Below are 19,800 nucleotides of genomic sequence, written 5' to 3' on the forward strand. Positions count from 1 at the left end.
ATTTTACTCTTTATGGTCTGTGATACTCCGAACCGTTACGAATTGCAACGCCAGCGATCACTATTGCGACCAAAGGTTAATCTTTATCGACAGTTACCTGAATTGGGGTTCCCCAGAGCTCTCTAATTTCAGACTCATGTTTCAACAACGAAGCTAAGGTGTAATTCGACAGGAAGTTATAGAAGGTTTCTTTGCCTTGGTTGATTAAGCTTTTCAACTCACAGACAGGAAATATAGCGCACTCGGGCTTATGGCAGTCTATCCAGTATTCATCGCCTTCCAGTCGCCTAATCACTTGATCAAGACGTACATCGGCAGGGTCAACCGCCAGTAAAAAGCCTCCGTTTTTGCCACGGCGAGTTTCTATCAGCCCCTCTTTCCCAAGCTGATGAACCACCTTATTTAAATGATTTCTTGGCACGTTAAATATGCCACTTAACTCATCGATGGTGACTCTTTCATTGTCTTCTTTCGCTGCCAGATACATCAGCACTCGCAAGCCGTAGTCTGTATACTTTTTTAATTGCATGCGTGCGTATTACCTTTATCGGGGTTCTTGTTTAAAGACCAGTTGACGACCGCCACGAGTGCTCAATATCAGGCGCTCCTTATCATCAATATTCACTTGATAAACACGCTCGAGTACATCGCTAAACTCACGCGACAAAGCGTTGGCTGTATCACTACAGGCCATTTTCGTGCTGCCTGTTAAGCGGATCTGCGCAAGCTCGCCACCCATGTTGTAATGTCCAAAGTAGCGATTGCACCCATTAAAGCCCGCCAGTTGATTGTCCTCTAAAAACTGGATGGTGGCAGGTTTGGACTGAATTGCATGCCCCTCAAACTCTGATAATTCCCAGCTGACGCCCTGAAGCAACCATTCGCTGTCTCCGCCACATCCAGAATACATCCGGTCAGACTCCTGTAAGTCCACCTGATAAGGATATAAACGGCCACTCATTGAATCGCGACATAACCGGTCAATAACAATCAGGTGTTTATCTGTGGTCGACTCTATACGCCATTCGTAAGGCTGGGTTGATACCACTTGCGCAGGTTTTAAATCGATAATGGCTTCGCTTTCCGGGGTTGTTAAGGCCATATGCTGAGGGTTTACTGCCACTTGCCAGAAGGGTTCATTACCTTTAGCAGTAAAGTGTTTGGGCAAGGCCCCCTGTTCCACACACAGCGGCATGTCCTGGCCACGCCAGGTAATATCTGCTTCGTTACCCTTACTCCAGAACTCAGTGACAGGTTCGTTATCATTTGAATAACGGGCTCCTGAACCGCTCACCGCTTGTGTCAGCAGTTCTTGCTCAGCTCCATAACTTAACAGCAAACCTTGCTCTTGCTGCAATACACTCAATTCACTCGCACCACATTGGTAAGCAACGGGTGCCTTCTCTGCTGGCGATACAAGCGCACAGCCTGACAGCAGTGTTGCAGCGAAAAGAGAGAGACTTCCTTTTACGGTGATACCGGGCATACTTGCCATCCTGTTATTTTTAATTGTTAAGATAAGATTCTATAGTATGTGCTGGTGATTGCACTAACTCCTCAAACTCATTTTGAGTAATAGGCCTGGAAAATAAAAAGCCCTGACCTTCGTTACATGCCATTTGCACTAAAAGCTTAGCTTGCTCAACTGTTTCAATGCCTTCTGCAACAATTGAGCATTTAAAATTGTGAGCCATTAACACGATAGTACCTACCAGCTGTTGGTCCGATGAATTGCTCACTAAGTTCATGACAAAACTACGGTCAATTTTAATCACGCTAATTGGTAAATTCCGCAAATAAGACAATGATGAATAGCCCGTACCAAAATCATCCATCGCTACGGTAACTCCCGCTCGCGTCAGTACTTCCAGTTCATGCTGGACTTTCTTCAGGTTCTGCATGACCGCAGATTCCGTGATTTCCACCTGTACCTGTTTGGGCTCGACCTTGTGACGTTGGCAACACTCCAGAAGATCCGAAGCAAAAGTTCCGGTTACCATCTGTTGAGGGGACACATTTATTGCCAACACAAAACTGCCATCAACAATGTTCTGTTGACGCCATTTCGCCAGCTGTTTTATCGCATGTTCAGCAACCCAGTCTCCTATCGCTCTGATATCACCGGTTTGCTCCGCCAATGGGATAAACAGCGCGGGCGATATGAACCCCTTTTCTATGTGTTGCCAACGAAGTAATGCCTCTGCGCTGGTTATCTTACCGGTAACTAAGTCGTACTTAGGCTGGAAAAACAACTGAAGATCATCGGCTTCTAAGGCTGCTCTCAAGTCGTTTCGTAAACTAATACGATCAGCCAAATCACGATGCAGCTCGTCAGAAAATAGCCCGACAGGTGGTGTTCCTTTCTTTGGTAAAGCCAGGGAAGCCTGACGTATCAGTTCATCCGGCTCTATATTATTGTCCAGAGTAGAGCTTATTCCGGCCCGGGCAGCGATAGTGATAAGTAAGGTTTCGTAATCGTGATCGCCGCTGGCAACATCAACCAGTCTATGCCCTTTACGCATGAGTTCGGCATCTAACTGCGCTTCAAACACGACAACATATTCCTGTTGCCCCCAGCTACCAATGAAGCTGCGGGCTGGTGCTTTACTTTGTAATAACAGCGCCAGTTCACGCGTAAAAGCTTCGGCCAAAGGGTAACCATGCAACTGAGCAACTTCTTCAAGTTCATCAATAACCAGAAAAACAACGCTACAGCCTTTATCGGAGCGCACCATTGCATTAACTTCCTGCAGAATTGCCCGTCGGTTAGGTAACCCGGTTAGCATGTCCTCAAGAACGAGCTCTTCAAGCTCCGCCGAGCGTTTACTTGCAATGGCTTCGTAAAATAACGACGCATCTCGTCTCGCCTGCGAACGATAATGGACCTGCAAAATGTTACGCAGTCGCTGTAAAATTTCTTCGTTATCAAAGGGCTTAGTTAAAAAGTCGGTAGCACCCAATTCAAGTGACCGGAGCCGCGTTTCTTTATCGCCCTGAGCTGTCAACATAACCATTGGCGGAGCATCATCGCCATAAGTTTGTTTCATATGTTTAAGTACTTCAGCACCATTCAACTCCGGCATTCTGTAATCTAACAGAATAAGATCCGGTTTAAATGAGGCCATTTTTTCATCAATGAGCCTGGGAGTTTGTATTCCTTCAATATACTGGTACCCAGCTTCTTCTAATAATGCGATGAGAAGCTCAATGTTGGTGTGATTATCATCAACAATCAGTACTCTGGCATTAGCAATATCCTTCGCTGACAAAGCATATCCTTCTATCTTTCGATTCTATTAACTAATTCCTTACGTAACTTTTCTAAAAACCGATGAGTTGGATCAAAAAAACACTAAAACTATTATTGCGAATCATTCTTATTTTAATTATCATTCTCGCCGCTTAATTCATTGAAACTGAAATTACTTTTCAAAAAAGGTCAATCGAGTCCGTTATGAAAAAAACGATCTTAGCTAGCACCATACTCACAGCTCTGGCAGCTCCGGCTTTAGCAAATACCGCTGTCGATACAGATATCGAGCAAATTAAAATTATTGGCAGTAAAACAGAAGCCCGCAATGTTGCCGGCTCAAGCGCCGTTATTGACGAAGAGCAGATGCGCATTGAAGTTCCGAGCGACATCAACCAACTGATGAAAACCATTCCGGGCATTTATGTCCGTGAAGAAGACGGCCAGGGCCTGCGTCCTAACATTGGCATCCGTGCCGCAACAGCTGGTCGTGTCAGTAAGGTCACTTTGCTGGAAGACGGCGTTATGATGGCTCCGGCGCCTTATTCAAACCCAGCGGCCTACTACTTCCCGACTACCTTCCGTATGTCATCCGTTGAAGTATTAAAAGGTGCTCCTTTACTGCGTTACGGCCCACAGACAACCGGCGGCGTTTTAAACCTGGTAACAACACCTATTCCTGAAGACTTTGGCGGACAAGTTCTGACTCAGTTTGGCGAAAACAGCAGCCGTGATATTCATGCTCATGTTGGTGGCACTGAAGGTCAATGGGGCTTTTTATTAGAAACCGTTCAACGCAGCAGCGACGGCTTCAAAGAAATTGACCGCAGCAGCCGCGACGCCGGTTTTGATATTGAAGACTATGTTGCAAAACTTCAGTGGACTGGCGAGCGCCAGAGCCTGTTGGCCAAAGTTCAATATTCAGAAGAAGTCTCGAACGAAACTTATCTCGGTTTGACCGATGCCGATTTCGCTCAGGATGAAAACCGCCGTTATGGCCTTTCTGAAATTGATCAGATGGATAACTCCCACAAAGGCTACAGCTTAAACTATGCGTTTGAAGCGACGGATAATCTGACTTTTAATATTTTAAGCTACTACAACGACTATGCTCGCAACTGGTTCAAACTGGATGGCGGTAATGCATACGTCAGTGCGGCTAACAGCGGTGACGCCGATGCATTAGCTATTTTGCAAGGCACTCAGGATGAAGCCGGTCTGAACTACAAAAACAACAACCGAGCTTATGAATCTAAAGGCATTGAAGCTAATGCTCAGTTTGCTTTAGGGACTCATAACCTTGAAGTGGGTGTTCGTGACCACAGCGACGAAATGGACCGTTTCCAGCCGGTTGAAATTTATGATCAGGTTAACGGCAGCCTTGTATACCAAGCCGAAGTTATGCCTACTGGCGGCAACAACCGTCTGGAAGGCGCTGATGCAGTCAGCTTCTGGCTGACAGACCAGTGGCAGGCAACCGAAGACCTTAACGTCCACTTTGCACTGCGTTATGAAGACGTTGAGTCTTATCGTTACCAGTTTGCTGACACGGCTCGCGAGCAACTGGACAGCACACGTTCAAACGACAGCGACGAATGGTTACCGGGCGTATCCTTCACTTATGACGTGAATGATAACTGGCAGGTACTGGCAGGCGCTCATAAAGGCTTTTCGCCTTTAGGCGGTGGTGCGAAGGACTTCCAGGAACCAGAAACCAGTAACAACTACGAAGCCGGTGTTCGTTTTAATCAAGGTTCCTTCTTTGCAGAAGCCATTGGTTTCTACAGCGACTTTAGCGACACCACACAGCAGTGTTCAATTGCTAACCCTTGTGACAATGGCTCTGAATCAGGCTCTTATGTGCTGGGTGAATCAACGGTAGCCGGTCTGGAATTACAGGCAAGCAATACCTTTGAATTGGGTCAGTTCCTTATGCCAGTTGATTTGGCTTACACCTACACCAAAGGTGAAATCAGTCAGGACAACGCGGTGACAGGTTTAATGGACGGCGATGAACTGAATGACATTCCGCAGAATACCTTCAGTGTTCGCGTTGCGCTAGATAACAACAAAGGCTGGGTAAACTATGTGGTCGGTAAATACATTGACGAAATGTGCGTCTCTGTTGGCTGTAACCGCGACAACAGCCGTTTCAACAAAACCGAATCACTGTTTGTGACCGACTTTGTCAGCCGTTATGAAGTCGACAACAACATGGCGGTTTATTTCAAAGTTGAGAACCTGTTCGATCAGCAGAAAATTGTTGCTCGCTCACCACATGGTGCGCGTCCTAACAAACCTCAAACAGCTTCTTTAGGTGTGGAATACACTTTCTAAAAACCAATCCCTCCCTGGATTTGTTATGGCCCCATTCTTATGGGGCCATTTTTTTTGGCTTATTGGGCTAAGCTGATCAGGTAATCCGCTAACGCACCCATGCCCGTTTTCTTAACACCGGCTACACGCTCGGCACTTTGATTATAGTTGGTATTGGTATTCACATCGTAAACGTACAGTTCGCCTTTTGCGTCTTCAATAAACTCAATGCCGGCCACATCAATATCATTGGCCTTCAAGAATGCTTCCAGCGCAAAAATAATTTCATGGTCATTAAAGCGCTGTGTAATAGTGAATTTATTGGGTTGATTGTTCTCAGCAGGTGCTTCATTGGTTGGGCAAAACGCATCATCCACACTGCACACATCGGCCGGGCATAGCTCAAAGCCTTGCTCAGTGTTCACGTTAACCGCGTAAATAAATTTCTGCCCGACAAATTCGCTGCGAGTGATATGTGGTTGCTTTGGTTTAATGTATTCCTGTAACAGCCAGATGCCATCTAACGGCTCTTCATAATCATCGCTGTCGATATAGCTCTTTAAGCCAGCGACATCGTCAAACTTAATAACGCCTAAACCTTTACCCCCGCGATTAGGCTTTAAAATCAGCGGCCACTCGGCAAACTTTTCAGCCGCTTCTGTCAGCAGATCTTTTCCGACCACTGCCTGCGTTTTAGGTACGTTAAGGCCTGCTTTTTGTAACGCCGCATATTGCGACAGCTTACACACTTCCAGTGCCAGCACCCGGGAGCCATTAACCACGGTTCGGTTACTGTTTTCCAGCCAGGTTAATGCCATGCGAGTCAGCTCCGGTGCAAACCGATGGCCCCTTGTGTGCGAGGAGGCACTCATACGGTTATAGTAAACCGCATCTTCCGGAAGCTCGGAAAAAGGTATCACTCCCGTATCCAGGAACCATTCTTTGGCTTCTACGCCGCGCTTTTCAAACTCTGCTCTTAGCGGCACCAGCCACTCTTCATTTTCGTGCAGAATAACAATATCTCGCATGTATACCTCTTAGCGTCTCAGCTGATGTATCAGCAGAACTACGACAATAAAAATGATGCCCGACAACAGCACCTGCCACGGCACAAAAACAGCCAGTCCAAGACAGCTGGCCAAACCTATTATGGATACCCACTTTGGCACAAAACGATCACTCTTTGTGACTTTCAATGCGGCCAAATTCGTAATGCCATAATACACTAAAACCGTGAAGGCACTGAACGACCATGCGGTCTTTATATCACCAATTGCGACCAACACCAGCATGACAATACAAGTTAGCCAGGTTGCCGGTGGTGCCGATGTCTGTTGGTCATTTAAATTGGCAAAGCGCATGGGTAAATCGGCGCGGCGGCCCATAGCCAGAATCACCCGCGATACCCCTAAAATTAAGTTCAGAATAACTCCGCCCATAGCAACCACTGCACCAACGGTCACTAACCATTGTACAGGTCCGCTCGGCAGCAAACTTGCCAGAGAGAAATGCTCCGCCTGAAAGTTCGCTATACTGGGAAAACGCAGCAGAGCATTCCCCACTCCCAGATACAGAAGCGTCACAACCGCCAGAGTTAAAACAACGGCCAGAGGAATAACCCGACGTGGGTTTTGCACTTCTTCCCCCATGGTGGCAATACGTCCGTAGCCGGTGTAGGCAACAAAGAGTAAAGCTGAAGCTTGTAGTACCTGCCACCACTTAACAGACGGCCGCTCTAGCATTACAGCCGTTTGCTGATGGCCTGTAACAATAAAGGCCAGCAGAGCAATTATGCTCAGTGTGACAATGGCGGCGTTAACCCAATTTGTGCGCTTAACGCCCCCCAGTACTAATAACGTAAACAGCACCAATACCGCAGCCGCTATCCACTGCGCTAAATAGTCCGGTATTGCCGTGGCATTGGTCACATACCAGCCTACCGCCAGCGCAGCGGTTGCCGCTGAAGCACTTTTTGCTACCACGAACAAACTACCCGCCGTTACACCATAAGCCGGAGTCAGAAACCGATAGCCATACTCGTAGGTGCCTCCACTGACGGAATGAGCAGAAGCCAGCTGCGCGGAAGACAAGCCATTACATAAGGCCGTCACCGCCGCAATGAGAATTGCCCATAAAACGGCACCACCGGCAATATCCGCACCAATACCCACACTCACGAACGCACCGGTACCTAAAATGGAACCAAGCCCCAAAACAATGGCACCCGCGAGCGAGGTAGAGCGAACCAACTGCTGATTCATGCTATCCCCTTTAATCTTTCGTTGCTGATTCAGTCACTTCTCTATTATCTTACAGGGTAAAAGATGAAATGGATGTGACAACCTATTAATGAAACATTTAGCACTGGGCCCGATTACAGCACTTATCGTATTGCTCACGACGCAATTGGCGAACATGCCATTACCTGCCGCGCTTACTTTAAGCACTGTGGTCTGGGTAGCCTGGTGGTGGGTAACCGAGTGCATCCCCTTACCTGTCACCTCATTACTCCCTTTCGTCTTGCTTCCGGCCTTCGGGGTTATCGACACACAAACAGCCGCAGGCGCTTTAGGCGACAATATTATCCTCTTGTTCATGGGCGCCTTTATGTTGGCCAAAGCCGTTGAAGCCAGTGGTGTTCATAAGCGCATGGCTCTTTCTTTGGTTGCACGCATTGGTGCTGACAATGGCCGCAAAGTGGTTATTTCCTTTATGGCGGCGACCGCCTTTCTGTCCATGTGGATATCGAACACGGCAGGTGTGCTGGCACTTTTGCCTGTCGCGTTAGCATTGGCCGATGCCAGCGACGATGAAAACTTCCAACGGGCTCTGCTGTTAGGCCTGGCCTACGCCGGCTCACTTGGCGGTATCGCTACTTTAGTAGGAACACCACCGAACCTGATTTTTGCGTCTATCTACCAGAACATTACCGGCGTAGAGTTCAGTTTCACCCGCTGGCTGGGCATTGGTTTACCCATGGTTTTATTAGGTTTACCTGTTATTGCACTTTGGTTAACCCGCAACGTCAAATTATCAAAGCCACTTGAGTTACCAACCACCAGTGAAATGACAACCTATGAGAAGCGTGTGCTCATGGTGTTCGGTACCGTCGTCGTTTTGTGGATAACACGTACCGCACCCTTTGGCGGCTGGACCGGCTTACTGGGCATTGGCAGCCTCAATGACGCGACCGTTGCACTGGCCGGTGTAGTTGCCATGTTCGTTATTCCAACCGGAAAAGTTAAACGCGAGAAGCTATTAAACTGGCCACTGGCAAAAGATATTCCCTGGGGCATTTTATTGCTGTTTGCCGGCGGTATTTGCTTAGCCCGTGGCGTTATGGAAAGTGGTTTGGGCGAAATTATTGGCCAGTCACTTACCGCATTAGGCGTGCTGCCGTTATGGTTACTTATTTTTGTGTTAGCGCTGACCGTGTCCTTCGTAACAGAAGTCACCTCTAATACAGCAACCGCCACCTTACTGATGCCCATTCTTGCAGCAACGGCAACAGCACTTGAATTACCCATTGAGTTACTCATGATACCTGCGGTTATTGCCTGCAGTTGCGCGTTTTGCATGCCGGTAGCCACACCACCAAACTCCATTGTTTTTGCTTCTAATCGGGTCACCATAAAAGCCATGGCCAGAGAGGGTGTGGTGCTTAATATTTTGCTCGCCATTGTCACGACACTGGTGGTACTAATTTTTGTCTAGTGCGCCCGAGTCGGTGACAGGCTATAATCACCCGCTTTCATCCCCTAGAAAGGACTTGATATGAGCGATTTCCCAGCCTGCCCGGAGTGTAATTCAAGCTTTACCTACCACGACGGTACTTTACTCATTTGCCCTGAGTGCGGGCACGAATGGTCTGAAAACGAACCTGAAGCAGCTGACGATGCACCATCCTTTCGCGATTCGAACGGCACACCACTGGAAGACGGCGACACCGTCACAGTTATTAAAGATCTTAAAATTAAAGGGTCATCTTCAGTGGTTAAGGTGGGCACCAAAGTTAAAAATATTCGTCTCATTGACGGCGACCATGACATTGATTGCAAAATTGACGGCATTGGTGCAATGAAACTGAAATCTGAATTTGTTAAAAAGGTCTGAAATCGGATACCGGAACTTATTATGAAAACCCTATTGATTGTCTGCCTCGTTCTTTTTTCGTCATTTACATTTGGCAAAAACAACGAACAAACCCTGGTGCTTATTTCGATAGACGGCTTTCGTCATGACTATATTGAAAAGCACGACGCGAAAAATATTGCCAAGCTTGCTCAGGAAGGCGTGCGCAGCAAGGGGTTAATACCGGTTTATCCGTCAAAGACTTTTCCTAATCATCTGTCTATTATTACCGGCCGTTATCCGACCAAGCATGGTTTGGTCGATAATAACTTTTACGATACCGAGCGCCAGCAAAAGTACAGTATGGCCGACGGCTTAGAAGACAGCAGTTGGATAACCGCGTTGCCTTTGTGGAACCTTGCCGAGTTTCAGGGAGTAAAAGCAGCCACTTTCTTCTGGCCTGAATCCGATGCCCGCATAAATGGCCGGACACCCAGTTATTTTTATCATTACAGTCACCCGGTTCCTAACCGCCAGCGAATCGAACAAATCATCGACTGGCTCAAGCTACCGGAAAAAGCGCGTCCACGGCTGGTTACCGGCTACTTTTCCGTCGTTGACACCATGGGTCATCGTTTCGGACCAGACTCGAAACAAGTAAAAGGGGCCGTTCAGCACATAGACGAGCTCATTGGAGAGTTGTGGCGGAAATTACAGACAGAAGTGGATGCTTCCGTGAATTTAGTGTTGGTCTCTGATCATGGCATGGCTCCGATATTGGCCGATAAAATGATAGAAGTTGATGAGCTGAACATTGATTCAGACCTGTTTACCGTTGTTAACGCACAAACCCGTTTGCTGATTTACGCTAAAGAAAATATGTCAGAGCAAGACATTGAGTCGCTCCGTCAGCGTTTAAAACAAACAACGGAACAGCCATTTTATCTAGAAACAGAAAACGCACTTGCACAGCGACACTTTGTTAACAGCCCTCGTGTGCCGGCTATCGTGCTTGCAACCGACGCACCAAACAGCTTTGCTACCCGACCAGCTGAAGAACGCTCTGATGGGGGTACTCACGGGTATTACGGCACTCGCGATATGGATGGGCTATTTGTTGCCACCGGCAACGCTTTTAATAAGGGACAAAAAATTGAGCGTTTTGAAAACATTCATATTTACCCAATGCTGGCAGAATTACTTGGGTTAGAGATTCTCACAGAAATTGATGGCCGGGCGGAAGTGCTCCGGCCAACTCTCGAAACTCATTAGTCAGCATCAGGTTGCGGTGTTTTCATGAACACCGCGACTATTGCCGCCGTAATAGCTCCAATCACCAGAGCAAAAATCATTGACTGAACAATATAGCTACTAAGCTGAAAATAAACCTCAGCTTGTTCTGCACTCATTTCGCCTTGAGTTACTGAAAAATTGCTCACATTTTCAAAGTAATCAGGCGAAATAATGACATGGGTTATCCACTGGCTAATTGGCGTCAAAATAGCCACCACAACGGCAATTATCAAACCGCTTACAAACCCCTGCTTCCAAGTCATCGATCCATTTAAATCTTTTTCACGTTTCTCTCTAAGTGCCAGTACGTAAATAGCAATAGCAATGAGTGCAAAGAAGTTGGTGTAGGTTGCGTGGTAAGCAATATAGTTGTCATGCAGACCGACTAATCTTTCCATTAACATCCACAACAAACCTGCAATGGTGAAGATAATGCCCCACTTTATTTCTGTTTTTCGTTGTTTAAGCATTTTGTAGTACTCTTGTGTAAAGATCCCTAAAAACAATAGCATCATTAGTAGAATATCTGTAATTATAGTCACGTTTTTTAAACGATTTCCTTCAGGAGGGTTCCCGTGGAAATACCCAGCATGCTCGCCATTGTAGCTGCACTATGGGTTGTTCTCGTCATTGCCGGCGTTTTTGAGGCTGTGCGTCACTGGGCGCTTGTGCGTAAAATTCCCGTTCGGGTTCATGTGAACGGTACTCGCGGTAAAACCAGCGTTACCCGTTTAATTGCTGCAGGGCTGCGTAGCGGCGGAAAACGTATTTGCGCAAAAACAACAGGTTCAGCCGCGGCCATTACTGACCCCGAGGGGCGAGAATTCCCTATTTACCGCATTAGCGGCGCAAATATTATCGAACAAATGCGCACCCTGAAAAGAATGGCCGCATTAAAGCCCGAAATTGTGGTTATGGAATGTATGGCGCTGCAACCACAGTACCAGTCCTTAAGCGAACTGCGAATGGTACGTTCAACAGTAGGCGTTATTACCAATGCCCGAGCCGATCATTTAGATGTGATGGGGCCGGGAGAAAACGATGTAGGACTCGCCCTTGCCGGTAGCACCCCGGTGAAAGGGGATTTATTCACCGCTGAGCGAGACTTACTCGACATCTTCAAGCACTCCTGCCAAGACCGAAAGAGCGAGCTGCATGGTGTAACAGAAGACGAAGTTAACGCTATTACTGAGGAAACCATGAAACGTTTTCGCTATGCCGAACATGCGGAGAACGTTGCGTTGGCACTTAATGTCTGCGAACACCTGGGCGTCGACAGGGAGAAAGCCTTAGACGGAATGGTTGCCCTGGAGCCGGAAGCCGGTGCCATGCAGGTTCTTCACGTTAATTACTTCAAGCGGGAAATTGTTTTCGTCAACGCTTTTGCAGCCAACGATCCAGAGTCTACTGGTCGCATTTGGGAAAACATGCTGGAAAAGCATGGCAACGAACGTCGAAAAATCGTGTTAATTAATTGCCGGGCGGACCGCCCACACCGCTCTCAGCAAATGGCGGAAGATGCGGTTAAGTGGAGCGAAGCGGATAAATACCTACTGATGGGTTCAGGCACCTTTATTTTCGTCCGTAATGCGGTGAAATATGGCCTCGACCCAGAAAAATTATTAGTCATGGAAAATGCCCATATGACCGAAATAACCGAAACAATTTTAGAAGAGTCCGGCAGCAGCGCATTAGTTGTTGGCATGTGCAATATTCACGGCGGTGGCGAAGAAGTCGCTCGCTTCTTCCAGAACCGGGCAATCAAGGAGGAAGATCTATGATTGCATTAAACATTCTGGCCGTTGCCATTGGGGTCGGCTTATTTTTTACCTTATTACTCACTCAAACTTTAGGCCTTGCCGCAGGCGGTTTGGTTGTACCTGGGTATGTCGCACTGCAATTGACCGATCCTTTAAGCTTGGCCATTACGCTTATTGCCGCGCTTATCACTTATTTGATTGTCCGAATTATTGCCAGCTTCGCCATTATTTACGGCCGCCGCCAAACCATTATCATGATTCTTACCGGCTATTTGATTGCCGGGTTAATGGACTTATTTCTTGGGAACCTGGTTAACTGGGTCGATTTACAAATGATTGCCGGGGGAGATAACGCTCAGGCTCAAATCGCAACACTTGAGTCCAGCTTTATGATGTCCATTATGGAAAGCAGCATTATCGGCTACATTATTCCCGGACTTATCGCCATTTGGTTTGACCGACAGGGCGTACTTCAAACCCTGTGCGGGCTGGCAGTAACAGCTGTGCTGGTCAGGCTAGCACTGATTGTGATTATGCCGGAATCACTACAAATGTACGAAGCAAGCCAAGCATTTCAGATGCCCGGCTGGTAACAGGAGGACGAATCATGAGTAGTTTTACAAAGATTTATTGGCGTTCTTCGGGCGTACCAACCTGGGGATTAATTTTTCTTATCGTATTATCCGTTATTGTGATGGTGGCGGCGGAAAACGTGAAGCAGCGTGATCCTATTGTTGACGACAACTACGCTACTATGGTTAACGCATCGAAGATAATGCGTGAAGGCATGCAGGTACTGAAACCGCTGCGCGCTCAATTAGCACCGATTAACCCTGAATTTGATCCCCAACGCTCAGGATTCGTTGGTTTAGAAAACAGCATTGTAACAACCAACCATGGTGGCCGTGAATCGAAACAAACAACAGTTAACCCTAACTGGGCTGCCGTTGCAGTTAAATTAATGGCCGATGCCGGTGTGAAAGAAGGGGATTTAGTTGCAGTCACCGTATCGGGTTCCTTCCCCGCATTAAACCTCGCTGTTTATTCAGCCATTGAAGCTATCGGAGCCGAAGCGGTTATCATTGCATCCGCATCATCGTCGCAATGGGGTGCCAACGTTCCTAACTTCTTGTGGCTTGATATGGAGCGCGAGCTTAGAGAAGCCGGTGTGCTCTCTTTAAAGCCTGTTTATGCGTCTATCGGCGGAATTGAAGACCGTGGCATTGGCATTCCTGAAGAAGGAATAAACTCAATACGTAATAGTATAGAGAATTCAGGCATTAACCTCATTGAGCCGGCCAACTATCAGGAAGCAGTTGCTGACCGTATTGCCATATTCCGTGAACACTCAGCAGACCGTCAGTACAAGGCCTTTCTCAACGTCGGTGGCGGCGCAACCATTGTTGGCCCTCCGGGTATTGATGATATGTTTAAGTCGGGCCTGCAAAAAGATGCGCCATCACGGGCTTTCGCAGTCGATACTGTCATGGGTTACTTCCTGCAGGAAGACATTCCCGGCATTCACTTCATTGGTATTAAAACCATGGCTGAGCGACACGGCCTGCCGCTAATGCCACTGGAGGTTGTTCCTGTTGGTAATGGCGGGGTCTATTCAGCCACTATTTATAACCGCTGGTTAGCGCTGGGGTTAGGAGTAGGGTTATTTGCCATGACCTGGCTTATTGTTCGCTCTGCACGCATTACCAGCTTGTGGCGCAGAACTGGCGAAAGCGGTAAAAGCACAAAACCAATGGTTTAATTCTGAAGCGGGAGCAAATTAACCTTTGCTCCCATTCTTTAAGTCATAACAGTGACATATTGCTTGCCATGCTTCTTCCGCACTATCCACAATCTGGAACAAGTCTAAGTCGTATTCTGCAATAGTGCCTTCTTCTACCAGCAAATCGAAATCGACTGCACGGCGCCAAAATTCGGAGCCCACCAAAACGATAGGTACAGGTTCTGATTTTTTAGTTTGTACCAAAGTTAAGGTTTCGAATAACTCGTCGAGCGTTCCGAAGCCACCAGGAAAAGCAACTAACGCACGGGCTCGTTGCAGAAAGTGCATTTTTCGAATGGCAAAATAGTGAAACTGGAAGCAGTATTCAGGCGTTATATAGGGGTTTGGGCGTTGCTCGTGAGGCAGTACAATATTCAGACCAATACTTTCTCCTCCGGCTTCCATCGCACCTCGGTTCGCAGCTTCCATGATGCCGGGGCCACCGCCACTGACAATCATCAGGTTTTCTTCATCGTGCTTAAGGTTATGTTCAGTCGCAATACGCGAAAAATCCATTGCCTGCTGATAATAACCACTATTTTTTAATGCCCGCTGGGCGCGCTTTAAGTTACCTTTTAAGCTGTCATTACCTGGCTCTTCTGCTAATGCGTGTTCGGCCATACGGACATCGTGCTGCGCCTGCTCAGGGGATAAAAACCGGGCGCTGCCAAAAACGACAATGGTTGCGTCTACCTGATGCTTTTCCAGCGTTAACTGAGGCTTTAGATACTCCAGCTGCAAGCGCACCGCGCGCAAGTCGTCCTGCAGTAAAAATTCATGGTCGGCAAATGCCAGCTTATACGAGCCTTGCCCTTCTATTTTGGCAATAGATTCTTCAGACTGTTTCGCCGAAATTAAACGACGTCGATGCAACTCATTTTCTTTCATGGGAAGTCCGTATGCATGGGTTAATGGTAACCAATAACGGCTAGTTTATCTTAAATACTGAACAAAGCCTTTTTAATTAGTCTCTTTCCAATTGCATAGAAACCATACCATTGTTCTCACCTACCTCATGAAACCCCAGGTCTTTATAAAGTGACCGTGCCGGCGTATTTTCAGGGTATACATTCAATGTAATAAACCTGACTTGCTCCTGCGCCCAGGCATTTCCCATTAACGCTTTTACAAACAGCCTGCCCACCCCTTTGCCTCTCACTTTCGGGTTAACAATAAGGCAGGCTATGTGAATACCGTTCTCGACTTTTTCATAAGCCTGAGCAAAACCAATCAGCTCTTCATTCTGATAAAACGCAAAAGTGCCGCGTTCATTGCCTTTAATTTGTTGCCAGATAGCGTCCGCAGGGCTGCCATACCGAACTTTATCGCCAAACCACAGCCGGAACTCTGCAGCATTCTCAGGCCAGGTCAACGCCACTTTTAATTCGTTTAATTCAGCTTTCTTTAACATCGCTCTTTGTTTTAACAATGGGTTTCCAACGTAAATTAGCACAGAAGAAAACCTAACGTCGCGTTAGTTCGTTAACTAAGGTAATGTGAGTCCTATAAAAAATAACCTCCTAAAAGATGCAACTAACGGCGCCATGCTAAGCAATACCAAACTGCACCAGAAACTTGCCTTGCCCTTAATTATTCTCTCTCAATTACTGGGCACGTCCTTGTGGTTCAGCATTAACGGTGTCTGGCTTCCCTTGTCGGCAGAACAGCAACTCACTGAGTCAGACTTAGGCGCTCTAACTCTGGCCGTGCAGCTGGGTTTTATTATCGGCACTCTCACACTGGCACTAACCGGGCTGGCGGATCGCTACCGGGCCAGCCAGATTTTCCTGTTCTCAAGCATGGTTGGTGCAGTTGTTAATGCACTGTTTATCCTAACCGTTGATATTGCCAGCATCGCCTGGTTGCTGCGTTTTTTAACCGGGCTTTGTTTAGCCGGAATTTATCCAATGGGAATGAAACTGGTGATATCCTGGGTGCCCCGCTATGCAGGCAGCGCACTTGCCTGGCTACTAGCCATGCTGACTCTGGGTACGGCTTTGCCGCACCTCATGCGCGGAATAACCCTGGACTTTTCCTGGCAGATCCCGCTGCTGGTATCTTCGCTACTGGCATTGCTTGGCGGCCTCTTAGTAGGATGGCTTGGCAGTGGTCCTCATCTGCCGGCTACCGCGTCAGCTCATACGTTGCGCTCTGGCTTGCGCGCATTAACACGCCCCAAATTCAGAGCCGTTGCTGTCGGTTACTTTGGTCACTGCTGGGAGTTATACGCGTTCTGGATGTTAACACCGTTGCTAGTGTTGCAACCTCTAACCGCTCTTAACCTTCCTTTAAGCGCAGTACCCTGGCTGGCCTTTTTCATTATTGCTATTGGCAGCCTGGGCTGTATTGGCGGTGGTTTACTGACCAAACGGCTCCCGGGGCTAACCGTTGCCAGACTGGCATTATTCAGCTCCGGCAGCATTTGTTTGCTGTACCCTTTAATGACACAACTTCCCGCCTGGATACTTTTCGCTTTATTGCTGTTTTGGGGTCTTACGGTTATTGCTGACTCTCCGCAATTTTCAGCGCTGGCCGCTCATTTTGCACCCAAAGAAAATGTTGGTTCTGCACTGGCCATAATGAATGCTATTGGTTTTTCATTAACACTACCGGCCATATGGCTAACCAGTAATTTGTGGTCTATACATAACGAATGGGTTACTTGGCTTCTGCTGCCCGGACCAATCATTGGTTTATGGGCAATGCGCAAGCTATCAGCATAGAGAAGGCATTATGGCCACTAAAATTAAAGACCAGCGTATTTATAAGTACGGCGTCATTGCTATCGTTTGCGTTGTTGCCGCTCTGGCATTTATTTTTGTTCTTGGACGCTTCGGGTAAAGTTAGTACCCACCAACCTCCTACTCCCCATGAAGCGTCAGAACAAGGGTTCGTGCGCCGCCATGGTCCCGATGCTCACAAAGATAAATACCCTGCCAGGTTCCAAGGTTTAAACGGCCATTTGTCACAGGAACGCTCAGACTGCTGCCAAGAATGCTCGATTTTAAATGTGCAGGCATATCGTCAGGCCCCTCAGACGTATGGCGATAATAAGGGGCATTTTCCGGTACCATTTCATTAAAATGGCTTTCAAAGTCCTGCCTAACCGTTGGGTCAGCGTTTTCATTAATGGTCAACGACGCAGAGGTGTGTCTAATAAACGCATGCAATAAACCCACCTGAACCTGCCCAAGCTGCGATAAGGCCTGCTCAACCTCGCTGGTAATAAGGTGAAAACCTCGCGACCGGGCCCGTAACTGAAGTTCCGTTTGTTTGATAAGCATTTGTAAACCTGTTTGCTGTACCTGAAAGCTTGCCATATGCTTAGAGCATATCGAAAACAACGTCATAACTTAAAGGAATGATACTAATGCGATACTTACTGATCGTTTTTACCCTTTTATTCAGCATAACAAGTTTAGCCCAAGAAAGTGTCGAAGAAGCCACCACAAAAGCCGTAAAAGCATTTCTGTACGGTGCCAGCATTAATTCTCCAAAAGCTCATGACCGGTTCTGGGCAGAAGAACTCACTTATACCAGCTCCAGCGGGAACCGCTTTGGTAAAGAGCACCTTATGTCCGGCATGAAAGACGCCAAAGCTAAAGACCCTGAAAAAGTAGAAGTTTGGTACGAGGCCGAAGACATTGAAGTAAAACAGTTTGGCGATACCGTGGTATTTAATTTCACACTAACCGCCGAAGAAGAAGGAAAAGTGACAAAATACTATTACAATACCGGTGTTTTAATTGAGCGTGACGGACGCTGGCAGGCCGTCAACTGGAACGCAACTGAAGTCCCTGAATAAAGCCAATAGCCACCGGAGGTAAAGAATGGCACGAGCACACGCATTACATATTTTGGTCGAAACCAAAGACGAAGCCGAAAAGCTAAAAGAGCAACTTGCGCAGGGCGCTAAGTTTGCAGAGTTAGCACGTAAGCACTCACTTTGCCCCTCCGGCAAAAAAGGCGGCGATTTAGGCGAGTTTAATCGAGGCCAAATGGTTTCTGCTTTTGACAAAGTCGTGTTCGGCAAGCCCACTCTTGAAGTGCACGGGCCGGTCAAGACTCAGTTCGGCTGGCACTTAATTAAGACATTGTCCCGCAGCTAGCAAACCGTTTTTATTCTTGCTCCTCAACCGGGTCGGCGTCCTCTTTACCGGTCTCGACATAAATAGCGATGCCTTCTCCGGTTTTATCGGTCAGTCCAAACGCTTTGCCCACACTGACACCAAACCCAACGTTCCCTGAGTAGCCTCCGGCACCGGTTCCCACATAAACGGAATTACCTTCTTTATCACCCGTTTTTTCAAGTAAAACCCCATTTGCGCCTACCTTAGCCGCCTCTTTTTTCAAGCGTTGCAAAACCGCCTCTACTTTAGCCTGTTCGCCAAAGCTCCAGGACGAGTCGCTGGTCGCTTCTATCAACGCAATTTCTTCGTAGCTTTCCGGCTTTTGTAAGTACACCTTCACCTGCTCTACCGGAATTTCAGGGCGAGCTTCGCCAATAAGTACTGAGGAAGAAGGTGATGCACAGCCTGCCAATAACAGCATGCCGCTTAGAGCCAGCCCAGAATAAAATGTATGTTGCATAACACTACTCTCAGTTTTAATCGCTTACTTAATGAATAGCACAGAAGTGGCGATTTCACTCAACTCTTTCAATATCTTTAAGGAACCGTAAAATAGAAGAGATTAAGCATACCAACTGAACGGAGCGTTTTTTGCCTGATATTGACCTGATTAGCCGTCATTTTTTAGCACTGTACTTTCTCTTTATTGCGGTTCATTACGCAAGCACCGCCATTGGGCTTTCAAAGCGCACCGCACAAAGTCACATTCAGTATGGAGAAAAAGGCAGTGCTACCTGGTGGATAAGGCAGGTCTTTAACCTTTTTCGTGGAGCCATTTTAATTGTTTGTATTGCCCGCGTTTTCGTCCCTATAGACCCCTGGCTGGGCATTTTCGCCTCACTTTATAACCCCTGGGTTCTTTCCACTGGTATGGTCATTATGCTGGTGTCTCTGGGGCTCGTGAGCTACAACCATGCTTACATGAGACAAGACTGGCGCTCAGGTATAGATTCCGATAGAAACCGGGCCTTGCTGACAAAAGGGCCTTTTTCACGCTCCCGAAACCCTATGTTTTTAGCCATTATGTTGGGACAAATTGGGTTATTTTTGACGCTGCCCAGCCTGTTTACACTCATCTGTCTGGCAATGGGCGTCGCAATGATACGCCTGCAAGCGGTAAAAGAAGAACAAGCACTGAGTGAACTCTACGGTGAGGAATACCGGCAATACAAGAACCAGGTGCCGCGCTGGTTTTAAGTT

The 19,800-nt window shown here is 47.4% G+C and carries 21 protein-coding genes; 11 read left to right on the plus strand and 10 right to left on the minus strand.

Features of this window, described 5'->3' with window-relative positions:
- Positions 1-76: 76 nt before the first annotated feature.
- The 3 genes from BM359_RS10095 to BM359_RS10105 are packed head-to-tail and all read right to left on the minus strand — an operon-like array spanning position 77 to position 3,269.
- Entirely contained in the window at positions 77-529 is a 453-nt protein-coding gene (locus tag BM359_RS10095) for an RrF2 family transcriptional regulator (protein ID WP_054490078.1), read from the minus strand.
- A gap of 15 nt (positions 530-544) precedes the next feature.
- Positions 545-1,486 carry an META domain-containing protein gene (locus tag BM359_RS10100; protein ID WP_054490076.1) on the minus strand — a complete coding sequence of 314 codons (942 nt, stop codon included), beginning with the start codon at positions 1,484-1,486 and terminating at the stop codon, positions 545-547.
- Positions 1,487-1,505: 19 nt separating this feature from the next.
- Positions 1,506-3,269, minus strand: a complete 1,764-nt coding sequence (locus BM359_RS10105) for a putative bifunctional diguanylate cyclase/phosphodiesterase (protein WP_054490074.1) — start codon at positions 3,267-3,269, stop codon at positions 1,506-1,508.
- A gap of 185 nt (positions 3,270-3,454) precedes the next feature.
- Here BM359_RS10105 and BM359_RS10110 point away from each other — a divergent pair, with 185 nt between their 5' ends.
- Complete coding sequence (locus BM359_RS10110; protein WP_054490073.1) at positions 3,455-5,587, plus strand: TonB-dependent receptor family protein; 2,133 nt, start codon at positions 3,455-3,457, stop codon at positions 5,585-5,587.
- A gap of 59 nt (positions 5,588-5,646) precedes the next feature.
- Here BM359_RS10110 and BM359_RS10115 read toward each other — a convergent pair whose 3' ends face one another.
- Entirely contained in the window at positions 5,647-6,594 is a 948-nt protein-coding gene (locus BM359_RS10115) for an ATP-grasp domain-containing protein (RefSeq protein WP_054490070.1), read from the minus strand.
- A gap of 9 nt (positions 6,595-6,603) precedes the next feature.
- Entirely contained in the window at positions 6,604-7,827 is a 1,224-nt protein-coding gene (locus BM359_RS10120) for an APC family permease (RefSeq protein ID WP_054490068.1), read from the minus strand.
- Positions 7,828-7,915: 88 nt separating this feature from the next.
- Between BM359_RS10120 and BM359_RS10125 the strand changes: the two genes are divergently transcribed.
- From BM359_RS10125 to BM359_RS10135, 3 genes are read left to right on the plus strand one after another with little or no spacing between them, the layout of a single operon-like run.
- Positions 7,916-9,280, plus strand: coding sequence for an SLC13 family permease (locus tag BM359_RS10125; RefSeq protein WP_054490066.1), 1,365 nt, complete (start codon positions 7,916-7,918; stop codon positions 9,278-9,280).
- A gap of 60 nt (positions 9,281-9,340) precedes the next feature.
- On the plus strand, positions 9,341-9,679 hold the full coding sequence (locus BM359_RS10130) for a zinc ribbon domain-containing protein YjdM (RefSeq protein ID WP_054490064.1): 339 nt from the start codon (positions 9,341-9,343) through the stop codon (positions 9,677-9,679).
- 21 nt (positions 9,680-9,700) lie between these two features.
- Positions 9,701-10,909: an alkaline phosphatase family protein gene (locus tag BM359_RS10135; RefSeq protein ID WP_054490062.1), complete on the plus strand. Its 1,209-nt coding sequence runs from the start codon at positions 9,701-9,703 to the stop codon at positions 10,907-10,909.
- Here the strand turns inward: BM359_RS10135 and BM359_RS10140 are convergent.
- Positions 10,906-11,400, minus strand: coding sequence for a DUF4199 domain-containing protein (locus tag BM359_RS10140; RefSeq protein WP_054490060.1), 495 nt, complete (start codon positions 11,398-11,400; stop codon positions 10,906-10,908). The genes BM359_RS10135 and BM359_RS10140 overlap by 4 nt on opposite strands.
- A 105-nt stretch (positions 11,401-11,505) precedes the next feature.
- Between BM359_RS10140 and pgsB the strand changes: the two genes are divergently transcribed.
- From pgsB to pgsW, 3 genes are read left to right on the plus strand one after another with little or no spacing between them, the layout of a single operon-like run.
- Positions 11,506-12,711, plus strand: coding sequence for a poly-gamma-glutamate synthase PgsB (gene pgsB / locus BM359_RS10145; protein ID WP_054490057.1), 1,206 nt, complete (start codon positions 11,506-11,508; stop codon positions 12,709-12,711).
- Complete coding sequence (pgsC, locus tag BM359_RS10150) at positions 12,708-13,283, plus strand: poly-gamma-glutamate biosynthesis protein PgsC (protein WP_054490055.1); 576 nt, start codon at positions 12,708-12,710, stop codon at positions 13,281-13,283. The genes pgsB and pgsC overlap by 4 nt, the downstream gene beginning before the upstream one ends.
- 14 nt (positions 13,284-13,297) lie before the next feature.
- Positions 13,298-14,449: a poly-gamma-glutamate system protein gene (pgsW, locus tag BM359_RS10155; protein WP_054490053.1), complete on the plus strand. Its 1,152-nt coding sequence runs from the start codon at positions 13,298-13,300 to the stop codon at positions 14,447-14,449.
- An 18-nt stretch (positions 14,450-14,467) separates the two neighbouring features.
- Here the strand turns inward: pgsW and BM359_RS10160 are convergent, their stop codons facing one another.
- Entirely contained in the window at positions 14,468-15,358 is an 891-nt protein-coding gene (locus BM359_RS10160) for an LOG family protein (RefSeq protein ID WP_054490051.1), read from the minus strand.
- Positions 15,359-15,434: 76 nt separating this feature from the next.
- Positions 15,435-15,923: a GNAT family N-acetyltransferase gene (locus BM359_RS10165; protein ID WP_234972493.1), complete on the minus strand. Its 489-nt coding sequence runs from the start codon at positions 15,921-15,923 to the stop codon at positions 15,435-15,437.
- A 43-nt stretch (positions 15,924-15,966) separates the two neighbouring features.
- On the opposite strand from BM359_RS10165, the gene BM359_RS10170 reads away from it, so the two are divergent.
- On the plus strand, positions 15,967-17,193 hold the full coding sequence (locus BM359_RS10170; protein ID WP_234972494.1) for an MFS transporter: 1,227 nt from the start codon (positions 15,967-15,969) through the stop codon (positions 17,191-17,193).
- A gap of 138 nt (positions 17,194-17,331) precedes the next feature.
- Here BM359_RS10170 and BM359_RS10175 read toward each other — a convergent pair whose 3' ends face one another.
- Positions 17,332-17,754, minus strand: a complete 423-nt coding sequence (locus BM359_RS10175; RefSeq protein WP_054490249.1) for a secondary thiamine-phosphate synthase enzyme YjbQ — start codon at positions 17,752-17,754, stop codon at positions 17,332-17,334.
- Between the two features lie 86 nt (positions 17,755-17,840).
- On the opposite strand from BM359_RS10175, the gene BM359_RS10180 reads away from it, so the two are divergent.
- Together BM359_RS10180 and BM359_RS10185 are read left to right on the plus strand one after the other, a co-directional pair.
- Complete coding sequence (locus BM359_RS10180; protein WP_054490047.1) at positions 17,841-18,275, plus strand: nuclear transport factor 2 family protein; 435 nt, start codon at positions 17,841-17,843, stop codon at positions 18,273-18,275.
- Between the two features lie 25 nt (positions 18,276-18,300).
- Positions 18,301-18,579 (plus strand): peptidylprolyl isomerase, encoded by a 279-nt coding sequence (locus BM359_RS10185; protein ID WP_054490045.1) that lies wholly within the window; start codon positions 18,301-18,303, stop codon positions 18,577-18,579.
- Positions 18,580-18,589: 10 nt separating this feature from the next.
- On the opposite strand, the gene BM359_RS10190 is transcribed toward BM359_RS10185, so the two are convergent.
- Entirely contained in the window at positions 18,590-19,060 is a 471-nt protein-coding gene (locus BM359_RS10190; protein WP_054490043.1) for a hypothetical protein, read from the minus strand.
- Between the two features lie 131 nt (positions 19,061-19,191).
- Between BM359_RS10190 and BM359_RS10195 the strand changes: the two genes are divergently transcribed.
- The gene (locus BM359_RS10195; protein WP_174507667.1) at positions 19,192-19,797 is read left to right on the plus strand and encodes a methyltransferase family protein; all 606 of its coding nucleotides are present in this window, start codon (positions 19,192-19,194) and stop codon (positions 19,795-19,797) included.
- Positions 19,798-19,800: the final 3 nt, after the last annotated feature.

Origin of the sequence: Idiomarina abyssalis, from assembly GCF_900116625.1 — a bacterium.
GTDB lineage: Bacteria > Pseudomonadota > Gammaproteobacteria > Enterobacterales > Alteromonadaceae > Idiomarina > Idiomarina abyssalis.

Coding starts and splice junctions, on each gene's coding strand:
- BM359_RS10095 (WP_054490078.1), bottom strand. CDS start 529: ATGCAATTAAAAAAGTATACAGACTACGGCTTGCGAGTGCTGATGTAT.
- BM359_RS10100 (WP_054490076.1), bottom strand. CDS start 1,486: ATGCCCGGTATCACCGTAAAAGGAAGTCTCTCTCTTTTCGCTGCAACA.
- BM359_RS10110 (WP_054490073.1), top strand. CDS start 3,455: ATGAAAAAAACGATCTTAGCTAGCACCATACTCACAGCTCTGGCAGCT.
- BM359_RS10115 (WP_054490070.1), bottom strand. CDS start 6,594: ATGCGAGATATTGTTATTCTGCACGAAAATGAAGAGTGGCTGGTGCCG.
- BM359_RS10120 (WP_054490068.1), bottom strand. CDS start 7,827: ATGAATCAGCAGTTGGTTCGCTCTACCTCGCTCGCGGGTGCCATTGTT.
- BM359_RS10125 (WP_054490066.1), top strand. CDS start 7,916: ATGAAACATTTAGCACTGGGCCCGATTACAGCACTTATCGTATTGCTC.
- BM359_RS10130 (WP_054490064.1), top strand. CDS start 9,341: ATGAGCGATTTCCCAGCCTGCCCGGAGTGTAATTCAAGCTTTACCTAC.
- BM359_RS10135 (WP_054490062.1), top strand. CDS start 9,701: ATGAAAACCCTATTGATTGTCTGCCTCGTTCTTTTTTCGTCATTTACA.
- BM359_RS10140 (WP_054490060.1), bottom strand. CDS start 11,400: ATGCTTAAACAACGAAAAACAGAAATAAAGTGGGGCATTATCTTCACC.
- pgsC (WP_054490055.1), top strand. CDS start 12,708: ATGATTGCATTAAACATTCTGGCCGTTGCCATTGGGGTCGGCTTATTT.
- pgsW (WP_054490053.1), top strand. CDS start 13,298: ATGAGTAGTTTTACAAAGATTTATTGGCGTTCTTCGGGCGTACCAACC.
- BM359_RS10160 (WP_054490051.1), bottom strand. CDS start 15,358: ATGAAAGAAAATGAGTTGCATCGACGTCGTTTAATTTCGGCGAAACAG.
- BM359_RS10175 (WP_054490249.1), bottom strand. CDS start 17,754: ATGCTTATCAAACAAACGGAACTTCAGTTACGGGCCCGGTCGCGAGGT.
- BM359_RS10180 (WP_054490047.1), top strand. CDS start 17,841: ATGCGATACTTACTGATCGTTTTTACCCTTTTATTCAGCATAACAAGT.
- BM359_RS10185 (WP_054490045.1), top strand. CDS start 18,301: ATGGCACGAGCACACGCATTACATATTTTGGTCGAAACCAAAGACGAA.
- BM359_RS10190 (WP_054490043.1), bottom strand. CDS start 19,060: ATGCAACATACATTTTATTCTGGGCTGGCTCTAAGCGGCATGCTGTTA.